Here is a 25,678-nt window from a genome sequence, read left to right on the forward strand (position 1 = left end):
TTATTAACAAAGGGTTAAAAAAGCAGACCAGCCCAATTCGACCGGGCCCCAGGGAACCGCATGGCGCAAGCCTCCTATTCCTTTCTCGACGTCGCCGCGCTCGACGAAGTGCGCGAACGCTTCGCCGCGGGCGACGCGCTGGCGATCTTGTCGGCCGACCTCGAGGAGGTGATCTGGGCAAACGGACCGGGTGCGGCGCTGCTGGGCCATGCCGACGTCGAGACGGCGCTGGGCGCGCAGGCGCCGCTCGGTGCTGCGGCCAAGCGGCAGATCGCGGCGACGAGCGGTTTTCCCGAGATCGGCCGCGACCGGGCGCTGCTGGTGCGGATCGCGACGGGCGTGTCGAGCCGCGCGGAGCGGCTCCTGGCGAGCGCCGTCACGCTGCCCGACGGCGAAAAGGCGATCCTGCTCGCGCGACCGGCGGAAAGCGGGGGCGAGGACGTCCAAGCGGCGATCGGCGGATTCGCCGAAGCCGGGCATTTCGTGGCCTTGCTCGACATGGCCGGCGCGGTTCAGGCGGCGACTGCCGGCTTCGCCCGCCTCGGCCTCACCCAGGATGCGCTGGCGGAGATGGCGCACGAGGCGAGCGACGAACGGCGGATCGTCAAGCGCATGCTCGACGGCCGGCGCGCCGTGCTGCCGGCAGGTCTCGCGCGGCTGACCGACACGCGCAGCCTGCTCGTCGTGATCGACGAGAACTGGGCGGAAGAGGCAGCGGCGCAGGAAGAAGCCGAGCCAATCGAGGCAACCGCGGAGGCAGCTTTGGCGACGGCCAAACAGCCGGCCGGCGAACCCTCGGTTGAAGAGCAGCCTGCCGCGGCTCGTGAAATCTGGTATCTCGGCAGCGAGCACGATCCGCAGATCGGCCCGGCGGAAACGCCGTTGCCCGCAAGCGAGGAGCCGGAGCAGTCCGGCGAAGCGCAACTCGCGGCGACGGAGCCTACCGAAGAGCCCGCCGGCGAACCGCAACCGCCGGCGCAGGAAGAGCCTGCCGCTATCCCCGCTTCCATCCCGGAGACCTCCGGGTCCGGCATTTCCGAGCCACCGGCTTCGGGAGCCCCGACCGCCGGGCCTCCGGCTTCCGAGCCTCTCGCTGCTGCGCAGGAGCTGGAAGTGCAGGAGCCGGCGCCTCAAGAACCGGCATCGCCGGAATCGACGCCGATCCAGCGCACGGCCGGTCCGATGCGTTTCGTCTGGCGGACGGACGCCGAGGGGAAATTCAGCCAGATCTCGCCCGATTTCGCGCGCGCCGTGGGCGACGAGGCGGCCGACATCGTGGGGCGCAGGTTCGAAGACGTGGCCAACGCCTTCGGGCTCGACCCGACCGGCGACATTGCCGGGCTGCTGGCGCGCCGCGACACCTGGTCCGGCCGTTCGGTGTACTGGCCGGTCGCCGGCACCGATCTCAGGATACCCGTCGATCTCGCGGCGCTGCCCGTCTACGACCGCAACCGGACGTTCGAAGGTTTCCGCGGCTTCGGCGTAGCGCGCATCGGAGACGCGGTCGTCGACCCCGACGGCATGGGGCTGGTGCTGGTCAGGCTGCCGGAAGCGGCCGAGCCGGTGGCGACAACGCCGGACGATGAGCCTCCGAAGGCGGAGGATGGCCCGGCCGCCGAGAAGCCCGCCCAAATCATCGATGAGATTTCCCTGGCCGGCGAGGCGGCGGCGGACCCGTTCCGCGGCGAGAAGCCGGCTCTCTCGGTGACGACGGCGCCGGACCGCCGCCTGTCCGACAAAGTCATCAGGCTGGCCGAGCATCGGCCGGCGGCAAATGACAGGACGCCGAGCGGCGGGGGCAATGCGGGCGGCGGCGAGCGGAGCCTTTCCACCGGCGAACGCATCGCATTCCAGCAGATCGGCGAGCGCCTGAAGAAGGACAGCGGCGTCGCCGCGGACGAGGCCCGCGAGAGGCGGCTGCCCGTTCGGGAGGCGACAGGTGAAACCGGCCGGCCAGCCGATGGCGGCGACCACGCCGCTGTTGCGGCGGCGAGCGGCGGGGCGGCCGAGGACATTGCGGTGGACACGGCGGACGAAGAACTCGCCGACCTGATCGCGCTCGATGGCGAACCGCCCCCCGCGGCCGAAGCTCCAGACAAGGATGACGGCGAGACCTCGCAGCCGGTCGCGGAGTCGGCCGTGCCGGAACCGCCAACGCGCAAGCCAGGGCGACCCGGCCTGTCGCTGCTCGACTTCGCCCAGTGGGACCAGCCCGAGAAGACGGCGGAACCGGCCGAAGGGGACGAGACCTCGCGGGCGGAAGAAGCGGCGGACGACCGTCCGGCCGCGCTGGTGGAAATGGACGAGGCGGCAGCGCTCGACAAACGCGTAGGCCCGGCAGACGAAATGCCCGCCGCCGGCGATGCGCCGGAGGCGCCGATGTCTTCAGGGGTAACTGAAGCCGCAGGCGGCGCCGACGCCGGGCCGGCGGCGCATGACACCGCAGAAAGCCCGACCGCCGGAGCCGCGCCCGCCGATCTGGGGGAACCGCAGCCCGCCGACATCGGCGCGCACGGCGCCAGCGACAAGGCGGCCGGCGGCCTGTCGATCCTCGAAAAGCTGCCAGTGCCGGTGCTCGTCCATTCCGGGGACAGGCTGCATTACGCCAATGGCGAGTTCTTCACGCTGACCGGATATGGCTCGATCCGCGAACTGGCGGAAGCGGGCGGCATCGGCGTGCTGTTTGCCGATCCCTACGAGGACGAAGCCGAATATGAGGCCGAGCATGGGCCGCGGGCGAGGACCGACCGGCAGATGCGCCTGAAGACGCGAGACGGCGCGGAATTTCCGGTCGAGGCCTTCCTGCAGTCGGTGCCGTGGAACGGCGGCAAGGCGCTGCTGCTCGTGCTGTCGCGCGTCAAGGAAGGTGCGCCCGGTTCCGCCGGCCAGTCGCCGCTGATCGCCGAACTGGAGGCGCGCGTTGCCGAGATGCGCACCATCATCGACACGGCGACCGACGGCGTGGTGCTGATTTCGCGCGACGGCAACATCCGCTCGATCAGCCGGCCGGCCGAGGCGCTGTTCGGCATGGACAGCGACGATGTGGCGGGCAAGCCTTTCGCGTCGCTGTTTGCCATCGAAAGCCAGCGCGCCGCGCGCGACTATCTCAACGGGCTCTCGGACCACGGCGTGGCGAGCGTGCTCAACGACGGGCGCGAGGTGATCGGCCGCGAGGCCGAGGGGCGCTTCATCCCGCTGTTCATGACGATCGGCAAGCTGCCCGGCGATAGCGGCTATTGCGCGGTGGTGCGCGACATCACGCAGTGGAAGCGCGCCGAGGAAGAACTGACGCAGGCGCGCGCCGTGGCCGAGCGCGCCTCGTCGCACAAGAGCGACTTCCTTGCCCGCGTCAGCCACGAGATCCGCACGCCGCTCAACGCGATCATCGGCTTCTCCGAACTGATGCTGGACGAAAGGTTCGGGCCGGTCGCCAACGACCGCTACCGCGACTATCTGCGCGACATCAACCGCTCTGGCAACCATGTGCTCGACCTGGTCAACGACCTCCTGGACATCTCCAAGATCGAGGCCGGGCAGCAGGAAATGGCCTATGAGGCGGTGTCGGTCAACGAGACGCTGGCCGAGACGGTGGCGATGATGCAGCCGCAGGCCAATCGCGAGCGGGTAATCATCCGCTCGAGCTTCGCCTCGAAGCTGCCCGACGTTGTCGCGGATCTCAGGAGTGTGCGCCAGATCGCGCTCAACATCCTGTCCAACGCGGTGCGCTACACGCAGGCCGGCGGGCAGGTGATCGTGTCGACGGCCTACGAGGCGGGCGGCGAGGTGGTGATGCGGGTGCGCGACACCGGCATCGGCATGACGCCGGCCGAGATCGAGCAGGCGCTGAAACCCTTCAAGCAGATCAATTCGCTGAAGCACACGCGCGGCGACGGCACGGGCCTGGGCCTTCCGCTGACCAAGGCGATGGTGGAGGCCAACCGCGCGAAATTCTCGATCCACTCCACCCCCGGCGAAGGCACGCTGGTGGAGGTGGCGTTCCCGTCGACCAGGGTGCTGGCGGATTGATAGCTGTGGATCGAGCGGGCGAAGCCGTTGCGAACCGCCGCGTAGGCGCGAACGACGCCGGTCCGACGATCGCTGGAAACACATTAGCGTGATCGCCGGCTCGCGGCGCGTTGACGCACCGGTAGCCCGCCGGAACCCATCCGATTGAAAGTGGTCATGAATCATCCAGTTTAGAATTGTTCTAAGTTGTTGATTTCACAAGCTCTAATCCTTGACGAAAACAGTCAGATTTAGGATAGAGAGCACGTTCCGACAGGAACCAGGGATGAAGCACTGCGCCACACCCTCGATGGCCAGGAGAGACACATGAACATGAGAACGAATTCCGCCGCCGCGGCTTTTGCGCTGGCATCGCTGTTTTCCGGCGCGGCGCTGGCCGACGGCACGGTCAACATCTACACCTACCGCCAGCCCGAACTGATCCAGCCGGTGCTCGACGCATTCACGGCCGAGACCGGCATCAAGACCGAGGTGCTGTTCCTCGACAAGGGCCTGGCCGAGCGCGTCGCCGCCGAAGGGCAGAATTCGCCAGTCGACGTGATCATGACGGTCGACATCTCGCGGCTGACCGCCGCCAAGGAAGCCGGCATCACCCAGGCGCTGAACGACGAGACAATCAATGGGCTGCTGCCTGCCGAATACCGCGATCCCGAAGGCCATTGGTTCGGCCTGACCAAGCGCGCCCGCGTCGTCTATGCCTCGAAGGACCGCGTGACGGACACCGCCATCACCTATGCCGACCTCGCCGACCCGAAGTGGAAGGGCAAGATCTGCATGCGCTCGGGCCAGCACGACTACAACCTCGCGCTGATCTCGGCGGCGATCGCCCATTGGAGTCCTGAAAAGACGGAAGCGTGGCTGACCGGCCTCAAGGCCAATCTCGGCCGCAAGCCGGACGGCGGCGACAGGCCGCAGGCCGGCGCCATCGTGGCCGGCGAATGCGACATCGCGCTCGGCAACACCTACTATGTCGGGCTGATGCGCACCAACGAGAAGGACCCGAAGGAGAAGGAGTGGGGCAACGCGATCAACGTGATCTTCCCGACCTTCGAGAACGGCCTGACCCACGTCAACATCTCGGGTGCCGCGCTGGCGAAGAACGCGCCGAACCGCGAGAACGGGGTGAAGCTGATCCAGTTCCTGGCCGGCCACAAGGCGCAGCAGATCTACGCCGAGGCGAACTACGAATATCCGGTCGAGCCGGGCCTGGAGCCGTCGGAGATGGTGAAGTCATTCGGCGAACTCAAGGCCGACACGCTGCCGCTTGCCGAGATCGCCAGCCACCGCAAGGCGGCGTCCGAGATGGTCGACCGCGTCGGGCTCGACGACGGCCCGTCGTCGTAAGGATCTTCGTTCGAGCGATCGATCGCAGGAACAAGGACGCCAACGAGCCGGGCTGCCCCACGCGGCCCGGCATTTGCATACAGGGACAGGCTCAACTTGGCCGGTTTTGAAGATACGAGCGGAACATTGCCGGGGGCCGGCCTGCCTGCCGGCAGGTTCGCGCTCGCCGCCAAGCGTCCGCGCCATCCCTGGCTGAAACTCGTCGCGCTGGCCGTCAGCGCGATCGTGCTGGTGCCCGTCCTGTCGCTCGCCTATGTGGCGTTGTCGGGCAGCGGCGAGGACTGGCCGCATCTGATGCGCAACGTGCTGCCCGGCGCAAGCGTCACGACGCTCTGGCTGATGGCGATGGTGGCGGTCGCCACCTCGGCCGCCGGCGTGGCATCGGCCTGGATGGTCGTCGCCTACGAGTTCCCGCTGCGCCGCACGCTCGCCTGGGCGCTGGTGCTGCCGCTCGCGGTGCCGTCCTATCTCGCTGCCTACGCCTTCGGCGAGTTCTTCGACTATTCGGGGCCCGTGCAGGGCATGGTCAGGGCGCTGTTCGGCTTCGAGAGCATGCGCGACTACTGGTTTCCCGACATACGCTCGACATCAGGCTGCGCCCTGGTGCTGTCGTCGGTGCTCTACCCTTACGTCTATCTCACCACGCGCATCGTCTTCCTGATGCAGGGTAGGAACATCGCCGACGTGGCGCGTACGCTGGGTGCCCGCCCGGCCAAGGTTTTCTGGCGGGTGCTTCTGCCGGTCGCGCGGCCGGCGATCGTGGCGGGCGTGGCCCTGGTGCTGATGGAGACGATCAACGACATCGGCGCGGCGGAATATCTCGGCGTGCGCACGCTCACCGTCGCCGTCTATGCGACATGGCTGGCGCGCGGGAGCCTGGAGGGCGGCGCGCAGATCGCGGTCCTGATGCTGGTGCTGGTGTTCGCCATTCTCGGGGCGGAACAATGGGCGCGGCGGCAGCGGCGCTTCCACACCGGGCGCGCCACGCATATGAACGCGCATCCGCCGCGCGTCAGGATCACGGGGGTCAAGGCTCCGCTGGCGACGATCGTGACGGCGCTGCCGGTGTTCCTGGGCTTCGGCATCCCGATCCTCGTGTTCGGCCAGTACGCGCTGCGCCGGCTCGACCAGTTCGCTTCGCCTGATCTGGCCGACGCGTTCCTGAACACGCTGGCGACGGCAGGCGCAACGGCCGTGCTGACCGTGGTGCTGGCGCTGTTCCTGCTCAACGCCGTGCGGCTGGCGCGCTCGCCGGATGTGACCGCGACGGTGCGGCTCGCCTCGATCGGCTATGCGCTGCCGGGCGGCATTCTCGGCCTCGGGCTGCTGTTCGCGCTGGCGCGCTTCGACAACACGATCGACGCGTTCTCCCGCGCCTGGCTCGGTCATTCGACAGGGCTGCTGCTGACCGGTTCGGCGGCCGGCATCGTGCTTGCCTGCACGATCCGCTTCGTGGCGCTCGCCGAGAGCGCCATCCGCTCGGGACTGGAGAAACTGCCCGGCCATCTCGACGAGGCGGCGCGCAGCCTCGGGCGTACGCCGGGCCAGAGCGCGGCGGCCGTGCTGCTGCCGCTTTTGAAGCCTGCCATCCTGACGGCCGCCGTGCTGGTCTTCGTCGACACGACCAAGGAGCTGTCGGCGACGATCCTGCTGCGCCCGTTCGGCTTCTCGACGCTCGCCACCCATGTCTACGAGAACGCCTCGCGCGGCGCGCCGCAGGAGGGCGCGGCGGCGGCGATCGTGATCATCCTGACCGCGTTGGTGCCGGTGCTGGTGCTGTCAGGTGCGTTGGCGAGGGATCGCGAAGCGACGCTGTAAGCCAACGCAGCGATTTACAAATCCCTTCAACAAGCGAAAGATGGCACGACCGTCCATTTGAAGTGCTTGCCATGAAACTCAATGGGAGGATTTGCAATGAAAACCAGACATCTCGCTCGCGTTGTCGTCCTTGCCCTGGCAGGATTTGGGGTGGCGCCTGCAAGCTCTTTCGCCGAGGAGCCAAGCAAGGCTGAGCTCGACACTATCCGCGACGCGCTTGCCAAGTATAAGGACCCCTATGTTGCCGTGCGCGACCTCTATCTCTCGACAGTCGGATGCGTCCACTACGACGGCATGAAGGTGGCCGGCCACATGGAGTACCCGAAGGGAGGCATGGGCATCCACTTCGTCAACCTGACTGTCCAGGGTCCGCTCGACCCGATGCGGCCAAACGTGCTCGTCTACGAGCCGGTGGGCGGGAAGCTGGAACTGGTGGCGGCTGAATGGCTGGTGCCGGTGACCGTCGCGAAGGAGCGGCCGGCTCTGTTCGGTCAGCCCTTCCAGGGACCGATGGAAGGGCACGAGCCGCTCATTCCGCAGGGGTTTGTCCATTATGATCTGCACGCATGGCTGTTCAAGGACAACCCGCTCGGCATGTTCAGCCCGACCAACCCGGACGTGACCTGCGAAGGCTACGACTTCGGCTTGCTGGAGCACCCGACAAAGATCGTCGGGCAGTAGCCGAAGGCCAACAGGGCGATCAGCGTCCTCGCCGTGAGTGTAGGCGGCAGCCAAAGAAAAAAGGCGCCTGGAGGGGCGCCTTGAATTGAGATTGCTGTGACAACGGGGCTTGAGCGAATGTCGCCTCCTCGGGGGATCAAGAGGAGCGGGATTTCTCCCTTCAAGTTGACACGACTATCGGCGCGCGGGAGTTAACAACTCCTTACCGGAGGCCGAAAATCTTTACGAATGTGTACCACTCATGAAATCTAGGTAAATTTAGCAGTAGCACTTCGTTAACCATCAGAATCCCGGATTTCCGGGATTCTCGTCAATTCCGCAGCACCTCCAGGTCGCGAAACAGCTCCAGCGCCTGCGGGTTGGCGAGCGCTTCCTTGTTCTTCACCTCGCGGCCGTGAACGGTGTCGCGCACCGCAAGCTCGGTGATCTTGCCGGACTTGGTGCGCGGTATGTCGGCGACCGCGACGATTTTGGCCGGCACGTGGCGCGGGCTGCAGCCAGCGCGGATTTTCGTGCGGATGCGTTTTTCCAGATCGTCATCCAGAGAGACGCCCGGCGCGAGACGGACGAACAGCACGACGCGCACGTCGCCGTCGAAATCCTGGCCGATGCACAGCGCCTCTGATATTTCCGGCATCTGCTCGACCTGGTTGTAGATCTCGGCCGTGCCGATGCGCACCCCGCCTGGGTTGAGCGTCGCATCCGAGCGGCCGTGGATGATCATGCCGCCGTGCGCGGTCCATTCGGCGAAATCGCCGTGGCACCAGACATTGTCGAAACGCTCGAAATAGGCGGCGCGGTACTTCTTGCCGCCGGGGTCGTTCCAGAAGGCCACGGGCATCGAGGGAAAAGCCCTGGTGCAGACCAGCTCGCCCTTCTGCTGCCGCACGGGACGCGCCTCGTCGTCCCAGACATCGACGGCCATGCCGAGGCCCGCCGCTTGGATCTCGCCCGACCAGACCGGCTCGATCGGCACGCCGAGAACGAAGCAGGAGACGATGTCGGTGCCGCCGGAGATCGAGGCGAGATGCACATCGCGCTTGATGCCGTCATAGACGAACGAAAACCCCTCCGACGACAGCGGCGAACCGGTGGAGGAAATTGTGCGCACGGTGGAAAGGTCGTGGCTGTCTATCGGCCTCAGCCCCGACTTGCGCAGCGTGTCGATGAATTTCGCCGAGGTGCCGAAATACGTCATCTCCTCTGAAACGGCATAGTCGAACAGGATGTTGCCGTCGGGGTGAAAGGGCGAGCCGTCGTAGAGCAGCAGCGTCGCCCCGGTGGCGAGCCCGGAGACAAGCCAGTTCCACATCATCCAGCCGCAGGTGGTGAAGTAGAAGAGACGGTCGCCCTCGATCAGGCCGCCATGGAGCCGGTGTTCCTTCAGGTGCTGAAGAAGCGTTCCGCCAGCGCCGTGGACGATGCATTTCGGAATGCCGGTCGTGCCCGACGAGAAGAGGATGCAGAGCGGATGCGCGAAGGGCATTCGCTCGAACGTCACTTCCTTCGCTGCGAAGGGCGCCAGCGCGTCATCGAGCGCCACGGCGCGCGGCATCGCGGTGACCGCCTGCCTGGCCGTGCCGAGATAATCAACCAGAATCGCCTGGCGGACGGAGGGCAGCTTCGCCAGCACCGCCTGGACCTTGGCGCTGACGTCGTTCTGCTTGCCATTGTACCAGTAGCCGTCCGGCGCCAGGAAAAGCACCGGCTCGATCTGGCCGAAGCGGTCGAGCACGCCCTGTTCGCCGAAATCGGGCGAACAGGACGACCAGACGGCGCCGAGCGAGGCGGCGGCGAGCATGCCGGCGGCGGCCTCGGGCATGTTGGGCATCATGGCGGCGACGCGGTCGCCTTTCTTCACGCCGAGCGAGACGAAGAGCTGCTGCATCCGCGAGACGAGCGCGTGGAGATCGTCCCAGGAAAGGCGACGGTTCACCTTGTCCTCGCCCTTGAAGACTATGGCGTCGGAGGAGCCGCGCTTGCGCAGCAGGTTTTCGGCGAAGTTCAGCCGGGCGTCAGGGAAAAAGGCAGCGCCCGGCATCCTGTCGCCGTCAACGAGCAGGCGTTCGCCCTTGTCGCCGACGACGCCGCAGAAATCCCAAAGCAGGCTCCAGAAATCGTCACGCCGGTCGATCGACCAGCGGTGCAACTCGGCATAGGAGGAGAAGGCCGTCCCGGCTTTCGCGGAGGCCTCGACCATGAAGGCCGTGATCGGCGCCCTGGCGATGCGGTCGGGCGTCGGCACCCAAAGCGGCACGTTGTCTTCCATCTATCTTCCTCCCGCGGGCGATTCCGGCGGTCCTTTTTGCATATGGGGTTCGGCCGGAGCAAGATGCGCAAGCCCGCGGCTTTTTCGCCGAAGCATGCCATCGCAGGGCCACAAAGGCTTGGAATGGCTTCGGCCGGGTTTGACGGGCGGCGCACAATGATGGAAACGGGTGACAGGCCGGAATCAGGCAGCGTTAGGCCCGGCCGGAGCTGACGAATCGGATGCCGTCACCCCTGCTCAGGCGCGGTCTTTGGGCGCTCGCTCTCGCGGCGGGCCTGATCGTGCTGATCGTGCTCGCCCTGCCCTACGCAGCCTCGACCCGTCTCGTGCGCGACCACATCGCGCACGAAATGAGCGAATGGAGCGGGCTCGACGTGTCGATCGGCGCGGCGCCCGAGATCAGCGTCTGGCCGGATTTGCAGGCGAACCTGACCGACGTGACGCTCTCCCTGCCCGGCGGCGCGACACCTGCCATCACCGCCGAGCGGGTCGAGATCGAGTTGTCGGCGCTCGCCGCGCTCGGCGGAGCCGCCGATTTCACGCGGACGCGTTTCACCAGGCCAATCGTCAGGATCGAGGGCGGCGGGGCCGTTCCTGTCCTGCCGCGCGGCGGCAAGATCGCCCGGGCCATCGATACGGCGCGCGAGATCGTGGCAGAGGATCGTGCCGCGCCCGACACCGGACGGCTGCCCGGCGACGCGTTCGGAGTGGTGGAATTCACCGACGGGAAGATCGTGTCGGTCTCGGGCGGAGCCGAAACGGAGATCGTCACCGGCCTCTCGGGAGAGATCGGGTGGGAAAACCTGGACGGGCAGGCCAACGCCACCGCGACGGGCGTGTGGCGGGGCGAGCAGTTCACCCTCGACCTCGGCTCGGCCAATCCGTTGCTTTTTCTCGGCGGCGCGGCGACGCCGGTGACGGCCAGCGTAAAGTCCGGACCGGTCAATCTCGCCTTCGACGGCATAGCCGGCCTCGGCGAGAACCCTTATGTGGACGGGCGGGTCAGCTTCTCCGCGCCTTCGGCGAGGAAGATGCTGGAATGGTCGCAAGCCGGCATCCTGCACGGCTCGGCGCTCGGCGCCGTCGCCATGGAAAGCCGCGTCATGGGCGATGCCGAGCGGATGCGCTTCGAGGAAGCCGACATCACGCTGGACGGCGAGCCGGCGCGGGGCTCGCTCGACCTGCTGCTCGCCGGCAAATTGCCGATGCTGGCCGGCACGCTTGCCTTCGACAGGCTCGACCTCCGGTCCTTCCTGTCAGCCTTCACGCCGCTCGACGCTTCCGCCGGCGAGGGTCCCGGTATCATCGACGCCGATTTCGCCGGCCGCCTCAATCTCGACCTAAGGCTGTCGGCGGCGCAGGCCACCATCGGCCCGATCGCGCTCGCCGACTTCGCGGCAACCGTGCGCGTCGACGAGGGCCTGGCGGCTTTCGACATCTCCGACGCCTCGGCATTCGGCGGCAACGTTCAGGCCGGGCTACGCTTCGATCGCAAGGCGGAAGAATCGCTGGTCGAGATGCGCCTGCTTGCATCGGACGTCGATGGCGGCGCTTTCGCGACGGCCGCGGGCATGATACGGCTGGCGCCGATCGGGCGCGGCACGGTCTCCGTCATCCTGAAGGGCGACGGCAGCAGCTGGAATTCGCTGCTCTCGCACGCCAACGGCTCGTTTTCGGCGAGCTTCGGCCAGGGCGCGCTATCGGGCATCGACCTCGAAGCCCTCGTTGCCCGCTCGAAGACCGGCACGCCATTCACGCTCGACGCGGTGGCGGGCGACGCCTCGCCTATCGACGCGCTTGACCTGACCGCGCATTTCGCGGACGGCGTGGCGTCGATCGAGAAGGCCGAACTGCGTACACCGCTCAACCGTATCACGCTTGCCGGCTCGGCGCCGCTCGCCGGCGGGAGCCTCGACCTGTCCGCAAGAGTGCAGCCGCCGCAGCAGGCGACGGCCGGGCCGGCCGATCCCGGAGCCGCCACGACGTTCCTGATCGGCGGGCCCCGGAGCGCGCCTGTGATCACGCCGACGACGGGACTGAGCGCGGAGTAGCAATCCCTCCACGCCACTCGCCTCCGCGCAGCGTGGCGCGCACGCGCATCCAGATGTCCGCCATTATGACGCCGCCGAAGAAAAAGCTCTCCACGAGGTCGCGGCTGAGTTCGGTGGTCTTCACGCCAATCGGCCTGATGCCGTCGAATGCAAGCAGCCGCCCATCCGCGGCATCCGAAACCGAGCTCAGACCAACGATTACATCGGGCCATAGCTCCGGCACGAACGCCGCTTCGTAAATCCGGTCGATGAGGTCGTCATGCATGACGTCCAGTCCGTCCCGCCGCTACCCGCGCTGGGCGGCCTGCTCGTCGCGCTGGCGCTGGACCTCGCGGCGCTTGTTGGCGATCGAGGCGGCGATGACGCCGGCCGCGACGATGGCGATCATCAGCGTGCAGGCGGCGTTGATCTCGGGCGTCACGCCGAGGCGGACCTGGCTGTAGATCTTCATCGGCAGCGTGGTGGCGCCCGGACCGGAGGCGAAGCTCGCGATCACCAGGTCGTCGAGCGAGAGCGTGAAGGCGAGCATCCAGCCCGAAACGATCGCCGGCGCGATGACCGGCAGGGTGACCTGGAAGAAGGTCTTGACCGGCGGAGCGCCGAGGTCCATCGCCGCCTCTTCCAGCGAGCGGTCGAAGCTCATCAGCCGCGACTGCACGACGACGGCGACGAAGCACATGGAGAAGGTGATGTGCGCCAGCGTGACGGTCAGGAAGCCGCGGTCGAGCCCGATGGCGACGAAGAGCAGAAGCAGCGACAGGCCGGTGATCACTTCGGGCATGACCAGCGGCGCGAACACCATGCCGGAGAAGAGGATGCGGCCGCGAAAGCGCGTGTAGCGGGTGAGCGTCAGCGCCGCCATCGTGCCGAGAACGGTGGCCACCGTCGCCGAAATGACGCCGACGCGCAGCGTGACCCAGGCGGCGTCCATCAGTCCCTCGTTGCGGAACAGTTCCCCGTACCATTTGGTCGAGAAACCGCCCCACACGGTGACCAGCCGCGACTCGTTGAAGGAGAAGATCACCAGCAGGACAATGGGCAGGTAGAGGAAGGCGAAGCCAAGCACGACCGATGCTATGTTGAAGCGGCTCCAGGAGGCATTCATCGCGACTGCTCCTGGGCGCGCGCCTGCGCCGACTGGAAGATCATGATCGGAACGATCAGCAGAAGCAGTAGGATGACGGCGACCGCCGAGGACACCGGCCAGTCGCGGTTGGCGAAGAACTCGTTCCACAGCGTCTTGCCGATCATCAGCGTCTGCGAGCCGCCGAGCAGATCGGGAATGACGAACTCGCCGACGGCCGGGATGAAGACCAGCATGCAGCCGGCGATGACGCCGGGCAGCGACAGCGGAAAGGTGATCTTCCAGAAGGCGGTGGCCGGCGGACAGCCGAGGTCCTGCGCGGCCTCGATCAGCGAATAATCCATCTTCTCCAGCGACGAATAGAGCGGCAGGATCATGAACGGCAGATAGGAATAGACGATGCCGATGAAGATCGCCGTATGGGTATTCATGATGAGCAGCGGCGTGTCGATGACGTTCATGCCGAGCAAAAGCTGGTTGAGCAGCCCCTCGGGCTTGAGGATGCCGATCCAGGCATAGACGCGGATCAGGAACGAGGTCCAGAAAGGCAGGATGACCAGCATCAGCAGCGTCGGCCGCAGCGAGGCCGGCGCGCGCGCCATGCCGTAGGCGATCGGGTAGCCGACGATGAGCGCGAGCAGCGTCGACACTCCGGCGATCCAGAGGCTCGACACATAGGCGTTGAAGTAGAGCGGGTCGTCGGTGAGCCAGAGATAGTTCTCGAAGTTGAGCTCGCGGATCTGCGACCATAGCCCGCTCAAGCCCCCGCCTAAGTCGAAAGCGGGCGTATAGGGCGGCATGGCGATCGCCGTCATCGACAGCGAGATCTTGAAGACGATGACGAAGGGCGCAAGGAAGAAGACGAGCAGCCACAGATAGGGCACGATGATGACAAGGCGGCTCACCAATGCCCGCAGGCCGCGCGACACGGCGGACGGCACGGCGGCGGCGCTGGCGCCGGCAGGGAGGGAAACGGCTGCGTCGGCCATCTTTGTCCCTATCGCGTCAGGACGACGCCGGCGTCGGGCTGGAAGGATATCCAGGCGCGGTCGTTCCAGGTGAGCGGGTCGTCGGTCAGGCGGGAGGAGTTGAGCGCGCTCGCCTTCACGACCTGACCGTCGGAAAGTTTTACGTGGTAGACGGTCATGTCGCCGAGATAGGCGAGGTCGAACACCTCCCCTTCCATCGCGTTCGCGGCGCCCTCGGGCCGGCGCGACGAGACCTTGATCTTCTCCGGACGCACGGCGAAGGCGACGGCATTGCCCGCGGCGGCATCGCCGGCGTTCTCGACGACGATCTCCGCACCGCTGGCGCCGGTGATGCGGGCTGTGTTGGCGTCGCGCGCCGCCACCTTGCCTTCGAACATGTTCACGTTGCCGACGAAACCGGCGACGAAACGCGAGGCAGGCGCCTCGTAGATCTCGGCCGGCGTCGCCACCTGCATCACCTGGCCCTTGTCGAGGATCGCGATGCGGTCGGCCATCGTCATGGCCTCTTCCTGGTCGTGGGTGACGACGACGAAGGTCAGGCCGAGCGACTGCTGCAGGTCCATCAACTCGAACTGCGTCTCCTCGCGCAGCTTCTTGTCGAGCGCGCCGAGCGGCTCGTCGAGCAGCAGCACCTTCGGGCGCTTGGCGACGGACCGGGCGAGCGCCACGCGCTGGCGCTGGCCGCCGGAGAGCTGATGCGGCTTGCGCTTGGCGAACTGCTCCAGCTTGACCAGGCGCAGCATCTCCTTGACCCGCGCCTCGATGTCGGGCTTGGCCATGCCTTCCTGCTTCAGGCCGAAGGCGATGTTGGCCTCGACCGTCATGTGCGGGAACAGCGCGTAGGACTGGAACATCATGTTGACCGGACGCCGGTAGGGCGGAATGCCGCGCATGTCCTGCCCGTCGAGCATGATGCGGCCCGACGTCGGCTCGTCGAAGCCGGCGAGCATCCTCAGCAGCGTCGACTTGCCGCATCCGGATGCGCCCAGAAGGGCGAAGAATTCCTTCTCGTAGATCGACAGGGAAAGGTCGTTGACGGCGGTGAAGTCGCCGAAGCGTTTGGTGACGTTCTCGAAGGAAATATACGGCTTCGCGGAAGGATCATTCCACGGGGCGAACTCTCTCCTGATGCTGCCGAGCGACTTCATAGGCTCTCCTGCCTGTCGGTTGTCCACGCCAGAAGCAGGAAAGCCCCGGCTTGCCGGGGCTTTCCTTGAAACGTCATTGACCGGTGACGATCTTGGTCCAGGTGCGCGTCACCGTGCGCTGGACCTTGGGATCGTAGGGCGACACCGTGAAAAGCCCGGCCAGGGTCGCCTCGTCGGGATAGATCGCCGGATCGTCCATGATCTCTTTCTCGATGAACTGCTGAGACGCCTTGTTGCCGTTCGGGAAGTAGACGTAGTTGGTGGCCTTGGCGGCGACTTCCGGCTTCATCATGTAGTTGAGGAATTCGTGCGCCTCCTCGACATGCTGGGCGTCGGCGGGAATCGCCATCTGATCGAACCACATCTCGGCGCCTTCCTTGGGAATGACGTAGTCGACGATGACGCCCTGGTCGGCCTCGGCTGCGCGGTCGCGCGCCTGGAAGACGTCGCCCGACCAGCCGATCGCCAGGCAGATGTCGCCGTTGGCGAGGGCGTTGATGTATTCGGACGAGTGGAACTTGCGGATGTAGGGCCGGATCTTCAGCAAGGTCTCCTCGGCCTTGGCGAAGTCCTCGGCCGAAGTGCTCTCGGGGTTCAGGCCGAGATATTTGAGCGTCGTCGGAATGATGTCGGTCGGCGAATCCAGCACGTAGACGCCGCAGTCGGCGAGCTTGGCCAGCTTTTCGGGATTGAAGAAAACATCCCAGCTGTCGATCTTGTCGATGCCCAGCGCTTCCTGCACCTTCTTCTGATTGTAGCCGATGCCGACGGTGCCCCACATATAGTTGATGGAATATTCGTTGCCCGGATCGTATTTGGCGACCCGCTCGGTGACGACGTCCCACATGTTGGAGATATTGGGGAGCTTGGACTTGTCGAGCTTCTGATAGACGCCGACCGCGATCTGGCGGACGAGGAAGTTGCTGGTCGGGACCACGATGTCGTAGCCGCTGCCGCCGGCGAGAAGCTTGGTCTCCAGAATTTCGTTGGAATCGAAGACGTCGTAGATGACCTTGATGCCGGTCTCCTTGGTGAAATCCTCGATGATCGACTGATCGATATAGTCGGACCAGTTGTAGACGTTGACGACGCGCTCCTGAGCCCAGGCGGCGGAGGCCATCGTCACGGCGACGGCGGTGGCCGCCGACAGCCGGAAGAGTTTTTCGATCATGGCAAATTCCCCTTACTTTTTTCGTTTTTTGCGCCTGCCGGCCGCCTCTCCTCCGCAACGCCCCGGCGAGCTATCGGATCGAAGCCTAGTAACCTTTTGGAGCCGCGACAAGTTTGATTTCGGCGCGACGGGCGGACGCGGCGTCAATTGGGCGAGGGCAACCCGGTCACGCCGGCGCGCTGCGGCCGCGACATGCGCTGGAATTCGAGCCCGATGTGGACGAGCAGCGCGGTGAAGATGACGGCTCCGCCGACTATCGTGCGGGCCGACGGTATCTCGCCGTGAACCAGCCAGACCCAGACTGGCGCAAGCAGCGTTTCGAACGTGCCCAGAAGTGCTGCGAACGCGGCCGGTATCAACCGGGCACCCATGGCGAAGCAGGCAAGGCCGAGGCCGAGGTTCAACGCGCCGAAAGCAAACAGCCAGGCCATGTCGTGACCGCTGACCGCGAGGCTTCCAGCCTGCGTGGCGGCGAAGGTCCCGGCAATGACGGTGCCCAGGCAAGTGGCGGGTGTCATGCGCACATGCGAGAAGCGCCGTGTGATGACGGTGGCCGTCGAGAAGGCGAACGCGATCAGCAGCGCCAGGCCGTCGCCGATCGGCGAAACGCTGCCGTCGAAGGATTCGGAGACCATGATGGCCACGCCGCAGATGACGGCGGCGATCGCTGCCCAGGTGGCGGGCGAGACTTTTTCCCGAAAGAGCAGGAAGGCCATCAGCGCGGCGATCAGCGGCACGCCGGCCTGCATCAGAACCACGTTGGCGACCGTGGTGTGCGCTATGGCGATGACGAAGCATGACGACGCGATGGCGAAGCACAGGGCGACCGCCATGCCTGGCAGGCCCATGTCGCGGAAAAGACTGGCGGTCCCGCGCGCTCCATCCCTCACCAGCATGAAACCGAGCACGAACAGCGAGGCCCACAACGAGCGCCAGAACACGATCGTCCAGTCGTCCGGCGTTTCTATGAAGCGCGCGATGGCGCCGCCGAAGCTCCAGAACAGGGCAGACAGAAAGACGAGCAGGAAGCCTAAACGCTCATCGCGCCGCGACACCTGCGGCGGACTGTCGGTCGAGGCGGCGTCGGCGTCGATCATGGCTCTGTTGTCGGCGATTTTCCGGCGGGGCGATACTCGCCCAGCGACGCAGCAGTTCGGAAATCGCGTAGAGCATTGTGGGGATTCCTGCGTGATCCAGCCGAAAGCGACGGTTGTGGCACGCTGTTGAACCCAGGGGCGGGATAACGCCGGAACCGGTTTGCCAGCGACTGGCCGGGCAGACTATGATCGCTTGGGGTTCCAGCCAGCCGGACGGATCGCGGCCAGCCGAGGGAGGTCGGATGAGATGTCTCGTCGTTGCTGACCTTCACTATGCGCTGCCGCAATATGACTGGGTCATCCAGGTAGCCGAGCATTTCGATGCCGTCATCATCGCGGGCGATCTCCTCGACCTCAGCTCTCTGGTCGACTGGCGGGCGCAAACCGTCGTTGTTCGGAAGTATCTCGAGCTGTTGCGCGGCAAGGTGAAGCTGATCGCCTGTTCAGGAAACCACGACCTCGATTCTCGAGATCAGTCCGGCGAGAAAGTGGCAGGCTGGATCACCAATCTGCGGCACATGGACGTGCTCTCCGACGGGCAGTCACTTGCCTGCGGCGATACGCTTTTCACGGTCTGCCCGTGGTGGGACGGCCCACTGGTGCAGGCTCGCGTCGCCGAGCAACTCGCCGCCGACGCGGCAAAACGGCCGGCGCATTGGTTCTGGATACATCATGCGCCGCCTGACAAATCGCCGACAAGCTGGGACGGCCATCGCTATACGGGCGATGCACCGCTGGCAGAGTGGATCGCCAAATTCAAGCCAGACATCGTCTTCTCCGGACATGTGCATCAATCGCCCTTCGCCAAGGGCGGCTCATGGGTCGACAAGATCGGCGAGACCTGGGTGTTCAATGCCGGACACCAGTTCGGCGCGCCACCGACGCACATCGTCATCGATACCGACGAGCAGGAGGCGGTCTGGCTTTCGGCGGCAGGCGTCCAGTCCATCCGGCTTGACCGCCCCCTGGAGCGGCCGATCGCGCCACTTTCGGCGCTTCCCGCCTGGCTTACACTGCCGGAGTCGGGTGCCTATCGGACCCCGGCTTGAAATCGCTGTCGGGCTGATAGAGCAGGCTGGCGAGCACTTCGCTCACCATGCCGAGATGGTTGCCCTGTCCGGCATACTGGCGCCTGAGATCTACAAGATAGGTGGTGGCCGCGTTCAGCCGCTGCGCCAGCAATCGGGCGACGATCAGGGCGATTTCGGGGTCGGATCTCAAAAACTCTTCCGCATCGTCGAAAGCGTAGACGCTCGCGGGCGACAGCGCGCGTACGGTCGCCGTATGCGGCACGTCGAGCAGGACGGACATTTCGCCGAAGAAGGAACCGGGCTCGCGGATGATGGCCACACGTGTGTCGCCGCGGACAACCTCGATCACCCCTTCGGACAAGACATAGAGGCGCCCCGACCGTTCCCCTTCGGACACGAGAACGGCGCCAGCCGGAAGGTCGACCTTCCGGTTCTCATCGTAGCGCGCGAGGACGGACTGCATGCTTTTCCTGCCAGGGGAATGCTGTCGCGAAGCCGTCATCTTCGCACATGCAGCAAATACCGCAATCCGTCATCGTGCCGCCGGCTTACTGAAAATCGAAGGCGCTCAAGCCCGTCACCATCTCGTCGAGGCCGAGCGGGCGAGTGACCGGCGGCTCGGCGCGGGCGAGGCAGCCGGCGCGTTCGCAGAGCCGGCATGCAGGGCCGACGGGAGTTGGCGGCGCCGACGGCAGCGCCGCGCCGTAGACGGTCTGGTCGCGCAGGGACATGTCGCAGGCGAGAAGCAGCGCCGTGCGGCGCGGACGCTCGCCGAAGCCCCCCTCAGGCCCGTCGACCGTGCGAACGATGCAGAGGAAGGCCGCGCCATCAGGCATCTCCACTGCTTCGGCGAGCACACGCCCGGGTTCTGCGAAAGCATCGTGAACGGCAAGCTTAGGGCAACCGCCGCCAAAAGCCGCGTGCGGAAAACCCTGCGCGCCGAGACGGCGCAGACGGTTGCCCGCGCTGTCGATCTCCATCAGGAAGAAGGGCACGCCAACCGCGCCGGCGCGCTGCAGCGCGACCAGCCGGGTTGCGGCCTGCTCGAAGGAGACGCCGAAGCGGGCGGCGAGCACGGCGATGTCATAGCGAGCGCGGCTTGCCACCTGGTGGAAGGGTGCATAGGGCAGCATCAGCGCAAGCGAGGCGTAGCGGGCGAGTTCGAAGCGGGCGAGCCGGCGCGCCTCGTCCGAGGAAAGCTTCAGCCCCGCGACCTCCTCGGCGAGCACCTCGCGCATGCGGATCAGGCAGGCCTCCATCGCGACCTCGCGCAGTTGGTCGACGCGAGAGAGGCGCTCGGAGAGGAAAAGGCGCTGGGAGTGACGGTCGTAGCGGCGACGCCAGTTGGGCATCGTCACCGCCGGCAGCGGCCGGACCGATATGCCGTGCTCCCTTCTGAGCCAGGCCTTCAGCGCGGCGAAGAGATCGTCGCCGGAATCGAGCGCCGCCGCGAAAGCTTCGGCCGCTTCCTCGATGCCGGCGAAATGCCAGGGACGGCGCTCGAAAACCTCGCGCACCTCGTCGACCGGCAGGCGCGCGGCGGACAATGTCGTCGCCCTGCCCTCGCCGGCCAGCAGCGCGTTGAGATCGGACAGGCGTTCGGCCTGCTCGCGATAGGCGCGGAAGAGCTTGAGCATCGCCGTCGAGGCGTTGGGCGCGGTCTCGGCGAGGTCGATCAGCTCCTGGTCGCCGGGCAACTCGCCCACCAGCAGCGGATCGGAAAACACCTCCTTCAGGGCCGCTACAGAGCTGCGGGTCTCGCCCTGCAGCTCGCCCGGATCGATGCGGTAGGTGGCGGCAAGCTTGAGGATGAGCTGGACGGTGATCGGACGCTGGTTGCGCTCTATGAGGTTCAGGTAGGAGGGCGAGATGCCGAGCCCCTCCGCCATGGCGGTCTGGGTGAGGCCCCGCTCCATGCGCAGGCGGCGGATGCGCGGCCCCGCGAAGATTTTTTGCTCAGCCATGACCGCAGGTTCCGATGGGCGGCATCGCGTTCCCAAATGTCTCTTTACAAAATTTACATTTTGACAGCCTTAACTTGTCAAACCAGATACCAGTTTTCGCTTATTTTTCGGCAATTCGCAAGTCATCGCTCGCCTTTACGAGTCATTTTTGTAAATGAAGTCACATCGTTTGAGGAGCGATCCGACTCCCCAGAGCAGTGTCACGCGATAGCAGGAGCCAGTTATGACTGATTTTTACAACCTTGTCCCCTCCGCGCCGCAGGGCCGTTTCGAGGGCATCGAGCGGCCTTATTCCCAGGAGGACGTGAAGCGCCTGCGCGGCTCGGTGCAAATCCGCCATACGCTGGCCGAAAACGGCGCGAACCGGCTGTGGAAGCTCATCCACAGCGAGGATTTCGTGAATGCGCTCGGGGCCGTCACCGGCAACCAGGCGATGCAGCAGGTGCGCGCCGGGCTGAAGGCCATCTACCTGTCGGGCTGGCAGGTCGCTGCCGACGCCAACACGGCAGGCGCCATGTATCCCGACCAGTCGCTCTATCCGGCCAACGCAGCACCCGAGCTTGTCCGTCGCATCAACAGGACGCTGCAGCGCGCCGACCAGATCGAGGTCTCGGAAGGCAACGGCCTTTCGGTCGAGACCTGGTTCGCGCCGATCGTCGCCGACGCCGAGGCCGGCTTCGGCGGTCCGCTCAACGCCTTCGAGATCATGAAGGCCTTCATCGAGGCGGGCGCGGCAGGTGTCCACTTCGAAGACCAGCTCGCTTCGGAGAAAAAGTGCGGCCACCTTGGCGGCAAGGTGTTGATCCCGACGGCGGCCCACATCCGCAACCTCAACGCAGCTAGACTCGCCGCCGACGTGATGGGCACGCCGACGCTGATCGTGGCGCGCACGGATGCGGAGGCCGCCAAGCTGCTGACGTCGGACATCGACGAGAACGACAAGCCGTTCGTCGACTATGACGCCGGCCGCACCGCGGAAGGCTTCTACCAGGTGCGCAACGGCATCGAGCCGTGCATCGCGCGCGCCATCGCCTATGCGCCGCATTGCGACCTGATCTGGATGGAGACCGGCAAGCCGGACCTCGCCCAGGCCAGGAAGTTCGCGGAAGCCGTGCACAAGGCGCATCCGGGCAAGAAGCTCGCCTACAATTGCTCGCCGTCGTTCAACTGGAAGAAGAACCTCGACGACGCGACGATCGCCAAGTTCCAGCGCGAACTCGGCGCGATGGGCTACAAGTTCCAGTTCATCACGCTCGCCGGCTTCCATCAGTTGAACTTCGGCATGTTCGAACTGGCGCGCGGCTACAAGGACCGTCAGATGGCAGCCTATTCCGAGCTGCAGCAGGCGGAGTTCGCAGCCGAAGCCAACGGCTACACGGCGACGAAACATCAGCGCGAAGTCGGCACCGGCTATTTCGACGCGGTGTCGATGGCCATCACCGGCGGGCAGTCGTCGACCACCGCCATGCATGAATCGACCGAACACGAACAGTTCCGCCCCGCGGCGGAGTAACTTCAGGGAGAAGAACCATGAACGTCAAACCGCAAGTCAAGCAGCGCGCCGAGGACCAGGCCTCGGCGATGAACACGGACCAGCAGGCGGCGATCCGCATCCTCGCCAACGATTTGCACCGGCTGAACCAGGCTGTGATGCAGGCGGTGGAAGCCGGCGTGTCGGTCGAGCTCGTCCGCTCGGCCAGGCACCACGGCGGCAACGGCAATTGGGGCGATCTGCTGATCCCGGTGGTGGTTACGCAGCAGGGATGAGCGCTCCGGCGGCAAGTCCGTGACCTTGCGGGGGAACACAATGCTCCTTCTGGCGTTCCCTCGATGGCCGATCTAGAGTTTCGGCGCCCGCGGGCAATGCGCGCGGGCATCTTTAACTCAGGACATCCGCGACGTCATGACGGCAGCAAGGGTCGAGCCCGGTTTCGATCAGGACAGGAATTTTGCCGACCGGGATGCGGCACACGGGCTGGCGCCGGACCTTTCCCGCGTGCTTGTCGTGGGCAGTTCGCAGATCAACCGGATCGTGGTGGCCAGGATCGTCGAGCGGTCCGGCCTGAAGCCGATCAGCGAAACGCCGGTCGGCGCAGTGCGCATATTGCCGCTCATGTTCCCCGGGCTCGTCATCCTCGACGGCGGGCCGGACAACAAGGATTGCGACAGCGTCGCCCCCGGCCTGATGGCGCTGCGCCGCGTGTCGGACAGAAAGCTGCCGGCCGTTATCCTGCTGTCCAACCGAACCGGCGACGATGCAAGCATCGCGCTCGGCGGCTCCGTCGATGCGGTGGTGACGAAACCGTTCACCACCGAACAGCTTCAGCCCGTGGTGGACAGGCTGGTGGGCAAGGCGCGGAAGTAGCGGTTTCCGTCGGTCCGCTCCGTCGCGCGCGGTCAGGCGAAACCGAAGACGCTCGCTCCCTGATCCGCGCGGCCCGCCAATTCGCGAAAGCCGGCGAACAAATCGCGTCCGAAGCCGTGTTCGTTGCCCGACAGGTCGGGAGAACTCACCGGCCGCCCGGCAAGCTCCTCGTCGGACACAAGTACCTCCAGCGTGCCGGCCTCGGCGTCGAGCCTGATGAGGTCGCCGTCATGCAGCCGGCCGATCGGCCCGCCCTCCAGCGCCTCCGGCGTCACGTGGATGGCCGCCGGCACCTTGCCGGAGGCGCCCGACATGCGCCCGTCGGTGACCAGCGCGACCTTGTGCCCGCGGTCCTGTAGCACGCCGAGCACGGTGGTCAGGCGGTGCAGTTCCGGCATGCCGTTGGCCTTGGGTCCCTGGAAGCGGATGACCGCCACGAAGTCGCGGTCGAGTTCGCCGGCCTTGAAGGCCGCGTTCAGCGCCTCCTGGCTGTCGAGCACGATGGCGGGCGCCTCGATGACGCGACGCTCCGGCTTGACTGCGGACGTCTTGATGATCGCATGGCCGAGGTTGCCGGACAGAACCTTCAGGCCACCGGTCGGCTGGAACGCCCTAAGGAACGGCGCCAGCACCTTCTCGTCGCCGCTCTTTTGGGGCGCCGGCTCGCGCACGACGCTTCCGTCCGCGCCGAGCTTGGCCTCGATGGCGTAGGGGCGCAGCCCCTCGCCCCACACCGTCTGCACGTCCTCGTGCAGCAGGCCTGCGTCGAGCAGCTCGCGGATCAGGAAGCCGAGCCCACCTGCGGCATGGAAATGGTTCACGTCGGCGAGCCCGTTCGGGTAGACGCGCGCCAGCAGCGGCACGGCTTCGGACAAATCGGAAATATCCTGCCAGGTGATCGCGATCCCCGCCGCATGCGCCATGGCGATCAGGTGGATCGTATGATTGGTCGAGCCGCCGGTGGCGTGCAGCCCGACGATGCCGTTCACCACCGAGCGCTCGTCGATCATCTTGCCGGCCGGCGTATAGGCGTTGCCGAGTTGGGTGATCGCCAGCGCGCGCTTGGCCGCCTCCCTCGTCAGCGCGTCGCGCAGCGGCGTGCCGGGGTTGATGAAGGAGGCGCCGGGCGTGTGCAGGCCCATGATCTCCATCAACATCTGGTTGGAATTCGCGGTGCCGTAGAAGGTGCAGGTGCCCGGCCCGTGATAGGATCGCGACTCGGCCTCCAGCAGCTCGGCGCGCCCGACCTTGCCTTCGGCATAGAGCTGCCGGATTTTCGCCTTCTCGTCGTTCGGAATGCCTGTGGTCATCGGCCCGGCCGGGATGAACACCGCCGGCAAATGGCCGAAGGTGAGCGCGGCGATCACCAGCCCCGGCACGATCTTGTCGCAGACGCCAAGATAGACGGCGGCGTCGAACATGTTGTGCGACAGACCGATCGCAGTCGCCATGGCGATGACGTCGCGCGAGAAGAGCGACAGCTCCATGCCGGGCTGGCCCTGCGTGACGCCGTCGCACATGGCGGGCACGGCGCCGGCGACCTGGGCGATACCGCCCGCCTCGCGGGCGGCTTGCTTGATGAGGTTCGGAAATGTCTCGAACGGCTGATGCGCCGACAGCATGTCGTTGTAGGAGGTGATGATGCCGAGGTTCGGCACCCGGTCGCCGCCGAGCGCGATCTTCTCCGACGGGCTGCAAACGGCAAAGCCGTGCGCGAGGTTGCCGCACGAAAGCGTTGCCCGGTTGGCGGTGCGCCCGGCCGCTTTTTCGACGCGGTCGAGGTAGAGTTCGCGTCCCGGCCTCGATCGCTCGCGGATTCTGTCTGTGATCGCCTCTATGTCTTTTCTTGCCGTCATCGGTCGTCCTTCCGGCACGGGCTGGAAAGTGGGAGGGCCTTCCCGCCGCATGCGCAAACCGGGCCTGTGAGCAGCCCTTCAAACGGGCCTATTCGGCCCAGAAAATTTCCACCGGCCGCGACGCCGCCTCCATCGCGGCGCGGATCGGCAGCTTCTCGCCGGCCAGCGCCCGATCAAGCACCTGGCGTTTGTCCGGCCCCTCGATGTGGAGCGCCGTGAAGCCAGCCTCGGCGATCTTGCCGAGCGTCAGCGTCAGCCGGTGCTCGCCGGCGCTCGCCGCTTCGACCGGAAGAACCAGATCGCCTGCATCAGCGGCAAGCAGTTCCGCCAGGTTCGGCGCGTCGGGGAAGAACGACGCGGTGTGCCCGTCACCGCCCATGCCGAGCACGGCGACGTCGAGCGGCCAGGGCAGCTTGCCGAGCGCCGTCCTTGCGAGCGCCGCGGCTTCCTCACCATCCTCCGTGCCATGGTAGAGCGGCACGAAGGTCGCCGCGGATGCCGGCCCCTGCAGCAGCCTGTCGGCGACCAGCTTGGCGTTCGAGCGCGGTGAGGTCGCCGGCACCAGCCGCTCGTCGATCAGCGTGACGATCACTTTCTTCCAATCGATCGCGGCACTGGAAAGTTCCGCGAAGAGCAGCGCCGGGGTCGAACCGCCCGAGACGGCGATGAAACCGGCGCCCCGCGTGGCATTAGCGGCGGAGAGTTTTCCCGCGATCGTCTTCGCCAAGGCCTGGGCCAGTTCGGGACGGCTGGCGAAGACATGCCATTGGTGAGCGATGGGCAT

The 25,678-nt window shown here is 66.1% G+C and carries 20 protein-coding genes; 9 read left to right on the plus strand and 11 right to left on the minus strand.

What is annotated here, in order from left to right:
• Window positions 1-60 precede the first annotated feature (60 nt).
• The 4 genes from ABLE71_RS01790 to ABLE71_RS01805 all read left to right on the plus strand — a co-directional run bounded on the left by ABLE71_RS01790 (window position 61) and on the right by ABLE71_RS01805 (window position 7,869).
• Window positions 61-4,026 carry a PAS domain S-box protein gene (locus ABLE71_RS01790; RefSeq protein ID WP_348781661.1) on the plus strand — a complete coding sequence of 1,322 codons (3,966 nt, stop codon included), beginning with the start codon at window positions 61-63 and terminating at the stop codon, window positions 4,024-4,026.
• Between the two features lie 312 nt (window positions 4,027-4,338).
• Entirely contained in the window at window positions 4,339-5,370 is a 1,032-nt protein-coding gene (locus ABLE71_RS01795) for a Fe(3+) ABC transporter substrate-binding protein (protein ID WP_348783630.1), read from the plus strand.
• 96 nt (window positions 5,371-5,466) lie between these two features.
• A complete protein-coding gene (locus ABLE71_RS01800; RefSeq protein WP_348781662.1) occupies window positions 5,467-7,188 on the plus strand; it encodes an iron ABC transporter permease in 1,722 nt (573 codons plus the stop codon).
• A gap of 96 nt (window positions 7,189-7,284) precedes the next feature.
• A complete protein-coding gene (locus ABLE71_RS01805; protein ID WP_348781663.1) occupies window positions 7,285-7,869 on the plus strand; it encodes a hypothetical protein in 585 nt (194 codons plus the stop codon).
• Between the two features lie 310 nt (window positions 7,870-8,179).
• Here ABLE71_RS01805 and ABLE71_RS01810 read toward each other — a convergent pair whose 3' ends face one another.
• A complete protein-coding gene (locus ABLE71_RS01810) occupies window positions 8,180-10,138 on the minus strand; it encodes an acetoacetate--CoA ligase (RefSeq protein ID WP_348781664.1) in 1,959 nt (652 codons plus the stop codon).
• 221 nt (window positions 10,139-10,359) lie between these two features.
• On the opposite strand from ABLE71_RS01810, the gene ABLE71_RS01815 reads away from it, so the two are divergent.
• Window positions 10,360-12,189: an AsmA-like C-terminal region-containing protein gene (locus tag ABLE71_RS01815; RefSeq protein WP_348781665.1), complete on the plus strand. Its 1,830-nt coding sequence runs from the start codon at window positions 10,360-10,362 to the stop codon at window positions 12,187-12,189.
• Here the strand turns inward: ABLE71_RS01815 and ABLE71_RS01820 are convergent.
• The 6 genes from ABLE71_RS01820 to ABLE71_RS01845 all read right to left on the minus strand — a co-directional run bounded on the left by ABLE71_RS01820 (window position 12,158) and on the right by ABLE71_RS01845 (window position 17,678).
• Window positions 12,158-12,454 (minus strand): hypothetical protein, encoded by a 297-nt coding sequence (locus ABLE71_RS01820; protein ID WP_348781666.1) that lies wholly within the window; start codon window positions 12,452-12,454, stop codon window positions 12,158-12,160. The genes ABLE71_RS01815 and ABLE71_RS01820 overlap by 32 nt on opposite strands.
• A 21-nt stretch (window positions 12,455-12,475) precedes the next feature.
• Window positions 12,476-13,294, minus strand: coding sequence for an ABC transporter permease subunit (locus ABLE71_RS01825; RefSeq protein ID WP_348781667.1), 819 nt, complete (start codon window positions 13,292-13,294; stop codon window positions 12,476-12,478).
• The gene (locus ABLE71_RS01830; RefSeq protein WP_348781668.1) at window positions 13,291-14,262 is read right to left on the minus strand and encodes an ABC transporter permease subunit; all 972 of its coding nucleotides are present in this window, start codon (window positions 14,260-14,262) and stop codon (window positions 13,291-13,293) included. Before ABLE71_RS01830 ends, ABLE71_RS01825 begins: the two co-directional genes overlap by 4 nt.
• Before the next feature lie 8 nt (window positions 14,263-14,270).
• The gene (locus ABLE71_RS01835) at window positions 14,271-15,410 is read right to left on the minus strand and encodes an ABC transporter ATP-binding protein (RefSeq protein ID WP_348781669.1); all 1,140 of its coding nucleotides are present in this window, start codon (window positions 15,408-15,410) and stop codon (window positions 14,271-14,273) included.
• A gap of 73 nt (window positions 15,411-15,483) precedes the next feature.
• Entirely contained in the window at window positions 15,484-16,530 is a 1,047-nt protein-coding gene (locus tag ABLE71_RS01840) for a polyamine ABC transporter substrate-binding protein (RefSeq protein WP_348783631.1), read from the minus strand.
• Window positions 16,531-16,724: 194 nt separating this feature from the next.
• Window positions 16,725-17,678, minus strand: a complete 954-nt coding sequence (locus ABLE71_RS01845; protein WP_348781670.1) for a DMT family transporter — start codon at window positions 17,676-17,678, stop codon at window positions 16,725-16,727.
• 242 nt (window positions 17,679-17,920) lie between these two features.
• On the opposite strand from ABLE71_RS01845, the gene ABLE71_RS01850 reads away from it, so the two are divergent.
• Entirely contained in the window at window positions 17,921-18,727 is an 807-nt protein-coding gene (locus tag ABLE71_RS01850) for a metallophosphoesterase (protein WP_348781671.1), read from the plus strand.
• Here the strand turns inward: ABLE71_RS01850 and ABLE71_RS01855 are convergent.
• Both ABLE71_RS01855 and ABLE71_RS01860 read right to left on the minus strand, forming a co-directional pair.
• On the minus strand, window positions 18,687-19,172 hold the full coding sequence (locus tag ABLE71_RS01855) for a Crp/Fnr family transcriptional regulator (RefSeq protein ID WP_348781672.1): 486 nt from the start codon (window positions 19,170-19,172) through the stop codon (window positions 18,687-18,689). The two genes, ABLE71_RS01850 and ABLE71_RS01855, sit on opposite strands and share 41 nt — an antisense overlap.
• Before the next feature lie 85 nt (window positions 19,173-19,257).
• On the minus strand, window positions 19,258-20,673 hold the full coding sequence (locus tag ABLE71_RS01860) for a short-chain fatty acyl-CoA regulator family protein (RefSeq protein ID WP_348781673.1): 1,416 nt from the start codon (window positions 20,671-20,673) through the stop codon (window positions 19,258-19,260).
• 223 nt (window positions 20,674-20,896) lie between these two features.
• Here ABLE71_RS01860 and aceA point away from each other — a divergent pair, with 223 nt between their 5' ends.
• The 3 genes from aceA (at window position 20,897) to ABLE71_RS01875 (ending at window position 23,038) form a co-directional block, all read left to right on the plus strand.
• Window positions 20,897-22,186: an isocitrate lyase gene (gene aceA / locus ABLE71_RS01865; RefSeq protein ID WP_348781674.1), complete on the plus strand. Its 1,290-nt coding sequence runs from the start codon at window positions 20,897-20,899 to the stop codon at window positions 22,184-22,186.
• Between the two features lie 17 nt (window positions 22,187-22,203).
• Window positions 22,204-22,440 carry a hypothetical protein gene (locus ABLE71_RS01870; protein WP_348781675.1) on the plus strand — a complete coding sequence of 79 codons (237 nt, stop codon included), beginning with the start codon at window positions 22,204-22,206 and terminating at the stop codon, window positions 22,438-22,440.
• A 136-nt stretch (window positions 22,441-22,576) separates the two neighbouring features.
• Window positions 22,577-23,038: a response regulator gene (locus ABLE71_RS01875; protein ID WP_348781676.1), complete on the plus strand. Its 462-nt coding sequence runs from the start codon at window positions 22,577-22,579 to the stop codon at window positions 23,036-23,038.
• Window positions 23,039-23,070: 32 nt separating this feature from the next.
• On the opposite strand, the gene edd is transcribed toward ABLE71_RS01875, so the two are convergent.
• On the minus strand, window positions 23,071-24,894 hold the full coding sequence (gene edd / locus ABLE71_RS01880) for a phosphogluconate dehydratase (RefSeq protein WP_348781677.1): 1,824 nt from the start codon (window positions 24,892-24,894) through the stop codon (window positions 23,071-23,073).
• A gap of 88 nt (window positions 24,895-24,982) precedes the next feature.
• On the minus strand, window positions 24,983-25,678 hold the full coding sequence (gene pgl, locus ABLE71_RS01885; protein ID WP_348781678.1) for a 6-phosphogluconolactonase: 696 nt from the start codon (window positions 25,676-25,678) through the stop codon (window positions 24,983-24,985).

Origin of the sequence: Mesorhizobium sp. KR9-304 (genome assembly GCF_040049215.1) — a bacterium.
Lineage (GTDB): Bacteria > Pseudomonadota > Alphaproteobacteria > Rhizobiales > Rhizobiaceae > Mesorhizobium_K.

What these genes read in the sequence shown, in the direction of transcription:
- ABLE71_RS01815 (WP_348781665.1), top strand. Translation starts at nt 10,360, where the DNA reads ATGCCGTCACCCCTGCTCAGGCGCGGTCTTTGGGCGCTCGCTCTCGCG.
- ABLE71_RS01870 (WP_348781675.1), top strand. Translation starts at nt 22,204, where the DNA reads ATGAACGTCAAACCGCAAGTCAAGCAGCGCGCCGAGGACCAGGCCTCG.
- ABLE71_RS01795 (WP_348783630.1), top strand. Translation starts at nt 4,339, where the DNA reads ATGAGAACGAATTCCGCCGCCGCGGCTTTTGCGCTGGCATCGCTGTTT.
- ABLE71_RS01850 (WP_348781671.1), top strand. Translation starts at nt 17,921, where the DNA reads ATGAGATGTCTCGTCGTTGCTGACCTTCACTATGCGCTGCCGCAATAT.
- aceA (WP_348781674.1), top strand. Translation starts at nt 20,897, where the DNA reads ATGACTGATTTTTACAACCTTGTCCCCTCCGCGCCGCAGGGCCGTTTC.
- ABLE71_RS01855 (WP_348781672.1), bottom strand. Translation starts at nt 19,172, where the DNA reads ATGCAGTCCGTCCTCGCGCGCTACGATGAGAACCGGAAGGTCGACCTT.
- edd (WP_348781677.1), bottom strand. Translation starts at nt 24,894, where the DNA reads ATGACGGCAAGAAAAGACATAGAGGCGATCACAGACAGAATCCGCGAG.
- ABLE71_RS01820 (WP_348781666.1), bottom strand. Translation starts at nt 12,454, where the DNA reads ATGCATGACGACCTCATCGACCGGATTTACGAAGCGGCGTTCGTGCCG.
- ABLE71_RS01845 (WP_348781670.1), bottom strand. Translation starts at nt 17,678, where the DNA reads ATGATCGACGCCGACGCCGCCTCGACCGACAGTCCGCCGCAGGTGTCG.
- ABLE71_RS01805 (WP_348781663.1), top strand. Translation starts at nt 7,285, where the DNA reads ATGAAAACCAGACATCTCGCTCGCGTTGTCGTCCTTGCCCTGGCAGGA.
- ABLE71_RS01830 (WP_348781668.1), bottom strand. Translation starts at nt 14,262, where the DNA reads ATGGCCGACGCAGCCGTTTCCCTCCCTGCCGGCGCCAGCGCCGCCGCC.
- pgl (WP_348781678.1), bottom strand. Translation starts at nt 25,678, where the DNA reads ATGCCCATCGCTCACCAATGGCATGTCTTCGCCAGCCGTCCCGAACTG.
- ABLE71_RS01790 (WP_348781661.1), top strand. Translation starts at nt 61, where the DNA reads ATGGCGCAAGCCTCCTATTCCTTTCTCGACGTCGCCGCGCTCGACGAA.
- ABLE71_RS01875 (WP_348781676.1), top strand. Translation starts at nt 22,577, where the DNA reads ATGACGGCAGCAAGGGTCGAGCCCGGTTTCGATCAGGACAGGAATTTT.
- ABLE71_RS01840 (WP_348783631.1), bottom strand. Translation starts at nt 16,530, where the DNA reads ATGGCCTCCGCCGCCTGGGCTCAGGAGCGCGTCGTCAACGTCTACAAC.
- ABLE71_RS01860 (WP_348781673.1), bottom strand. Translation starts at nt 20,673, where the DNA reads ATGGCTGAGCAAAAAATCTTCGCGGGGCCGCGCATCCGCCGCCTGCGC.
- ABLE71_RS01825 (WP_348781667.1), bottom strand. Translation starts at nt 13,294, where the DNA reads ATGAATGCCTCCTGGAGCCGCTTCAACATAGCATCGGTCGTGCTTGGC.
- ABLE71_RS01810 (WP_348781664.1), bottom strand. Translation starts at nt 10,138, where the DNA reads ATGGAAGACAACGTGCCGCTTTGGGTGCCGACGCCCGACCGCATCGCC.
- ABLE71_RS01835 (WP_348781669.1), bottom strand. Translation starts at nt 15,410, where the DNA reads ATGAAGTCGCTCGGCAGCATCAGGAGAGAGTTCGCCCCGTGGAATGAT.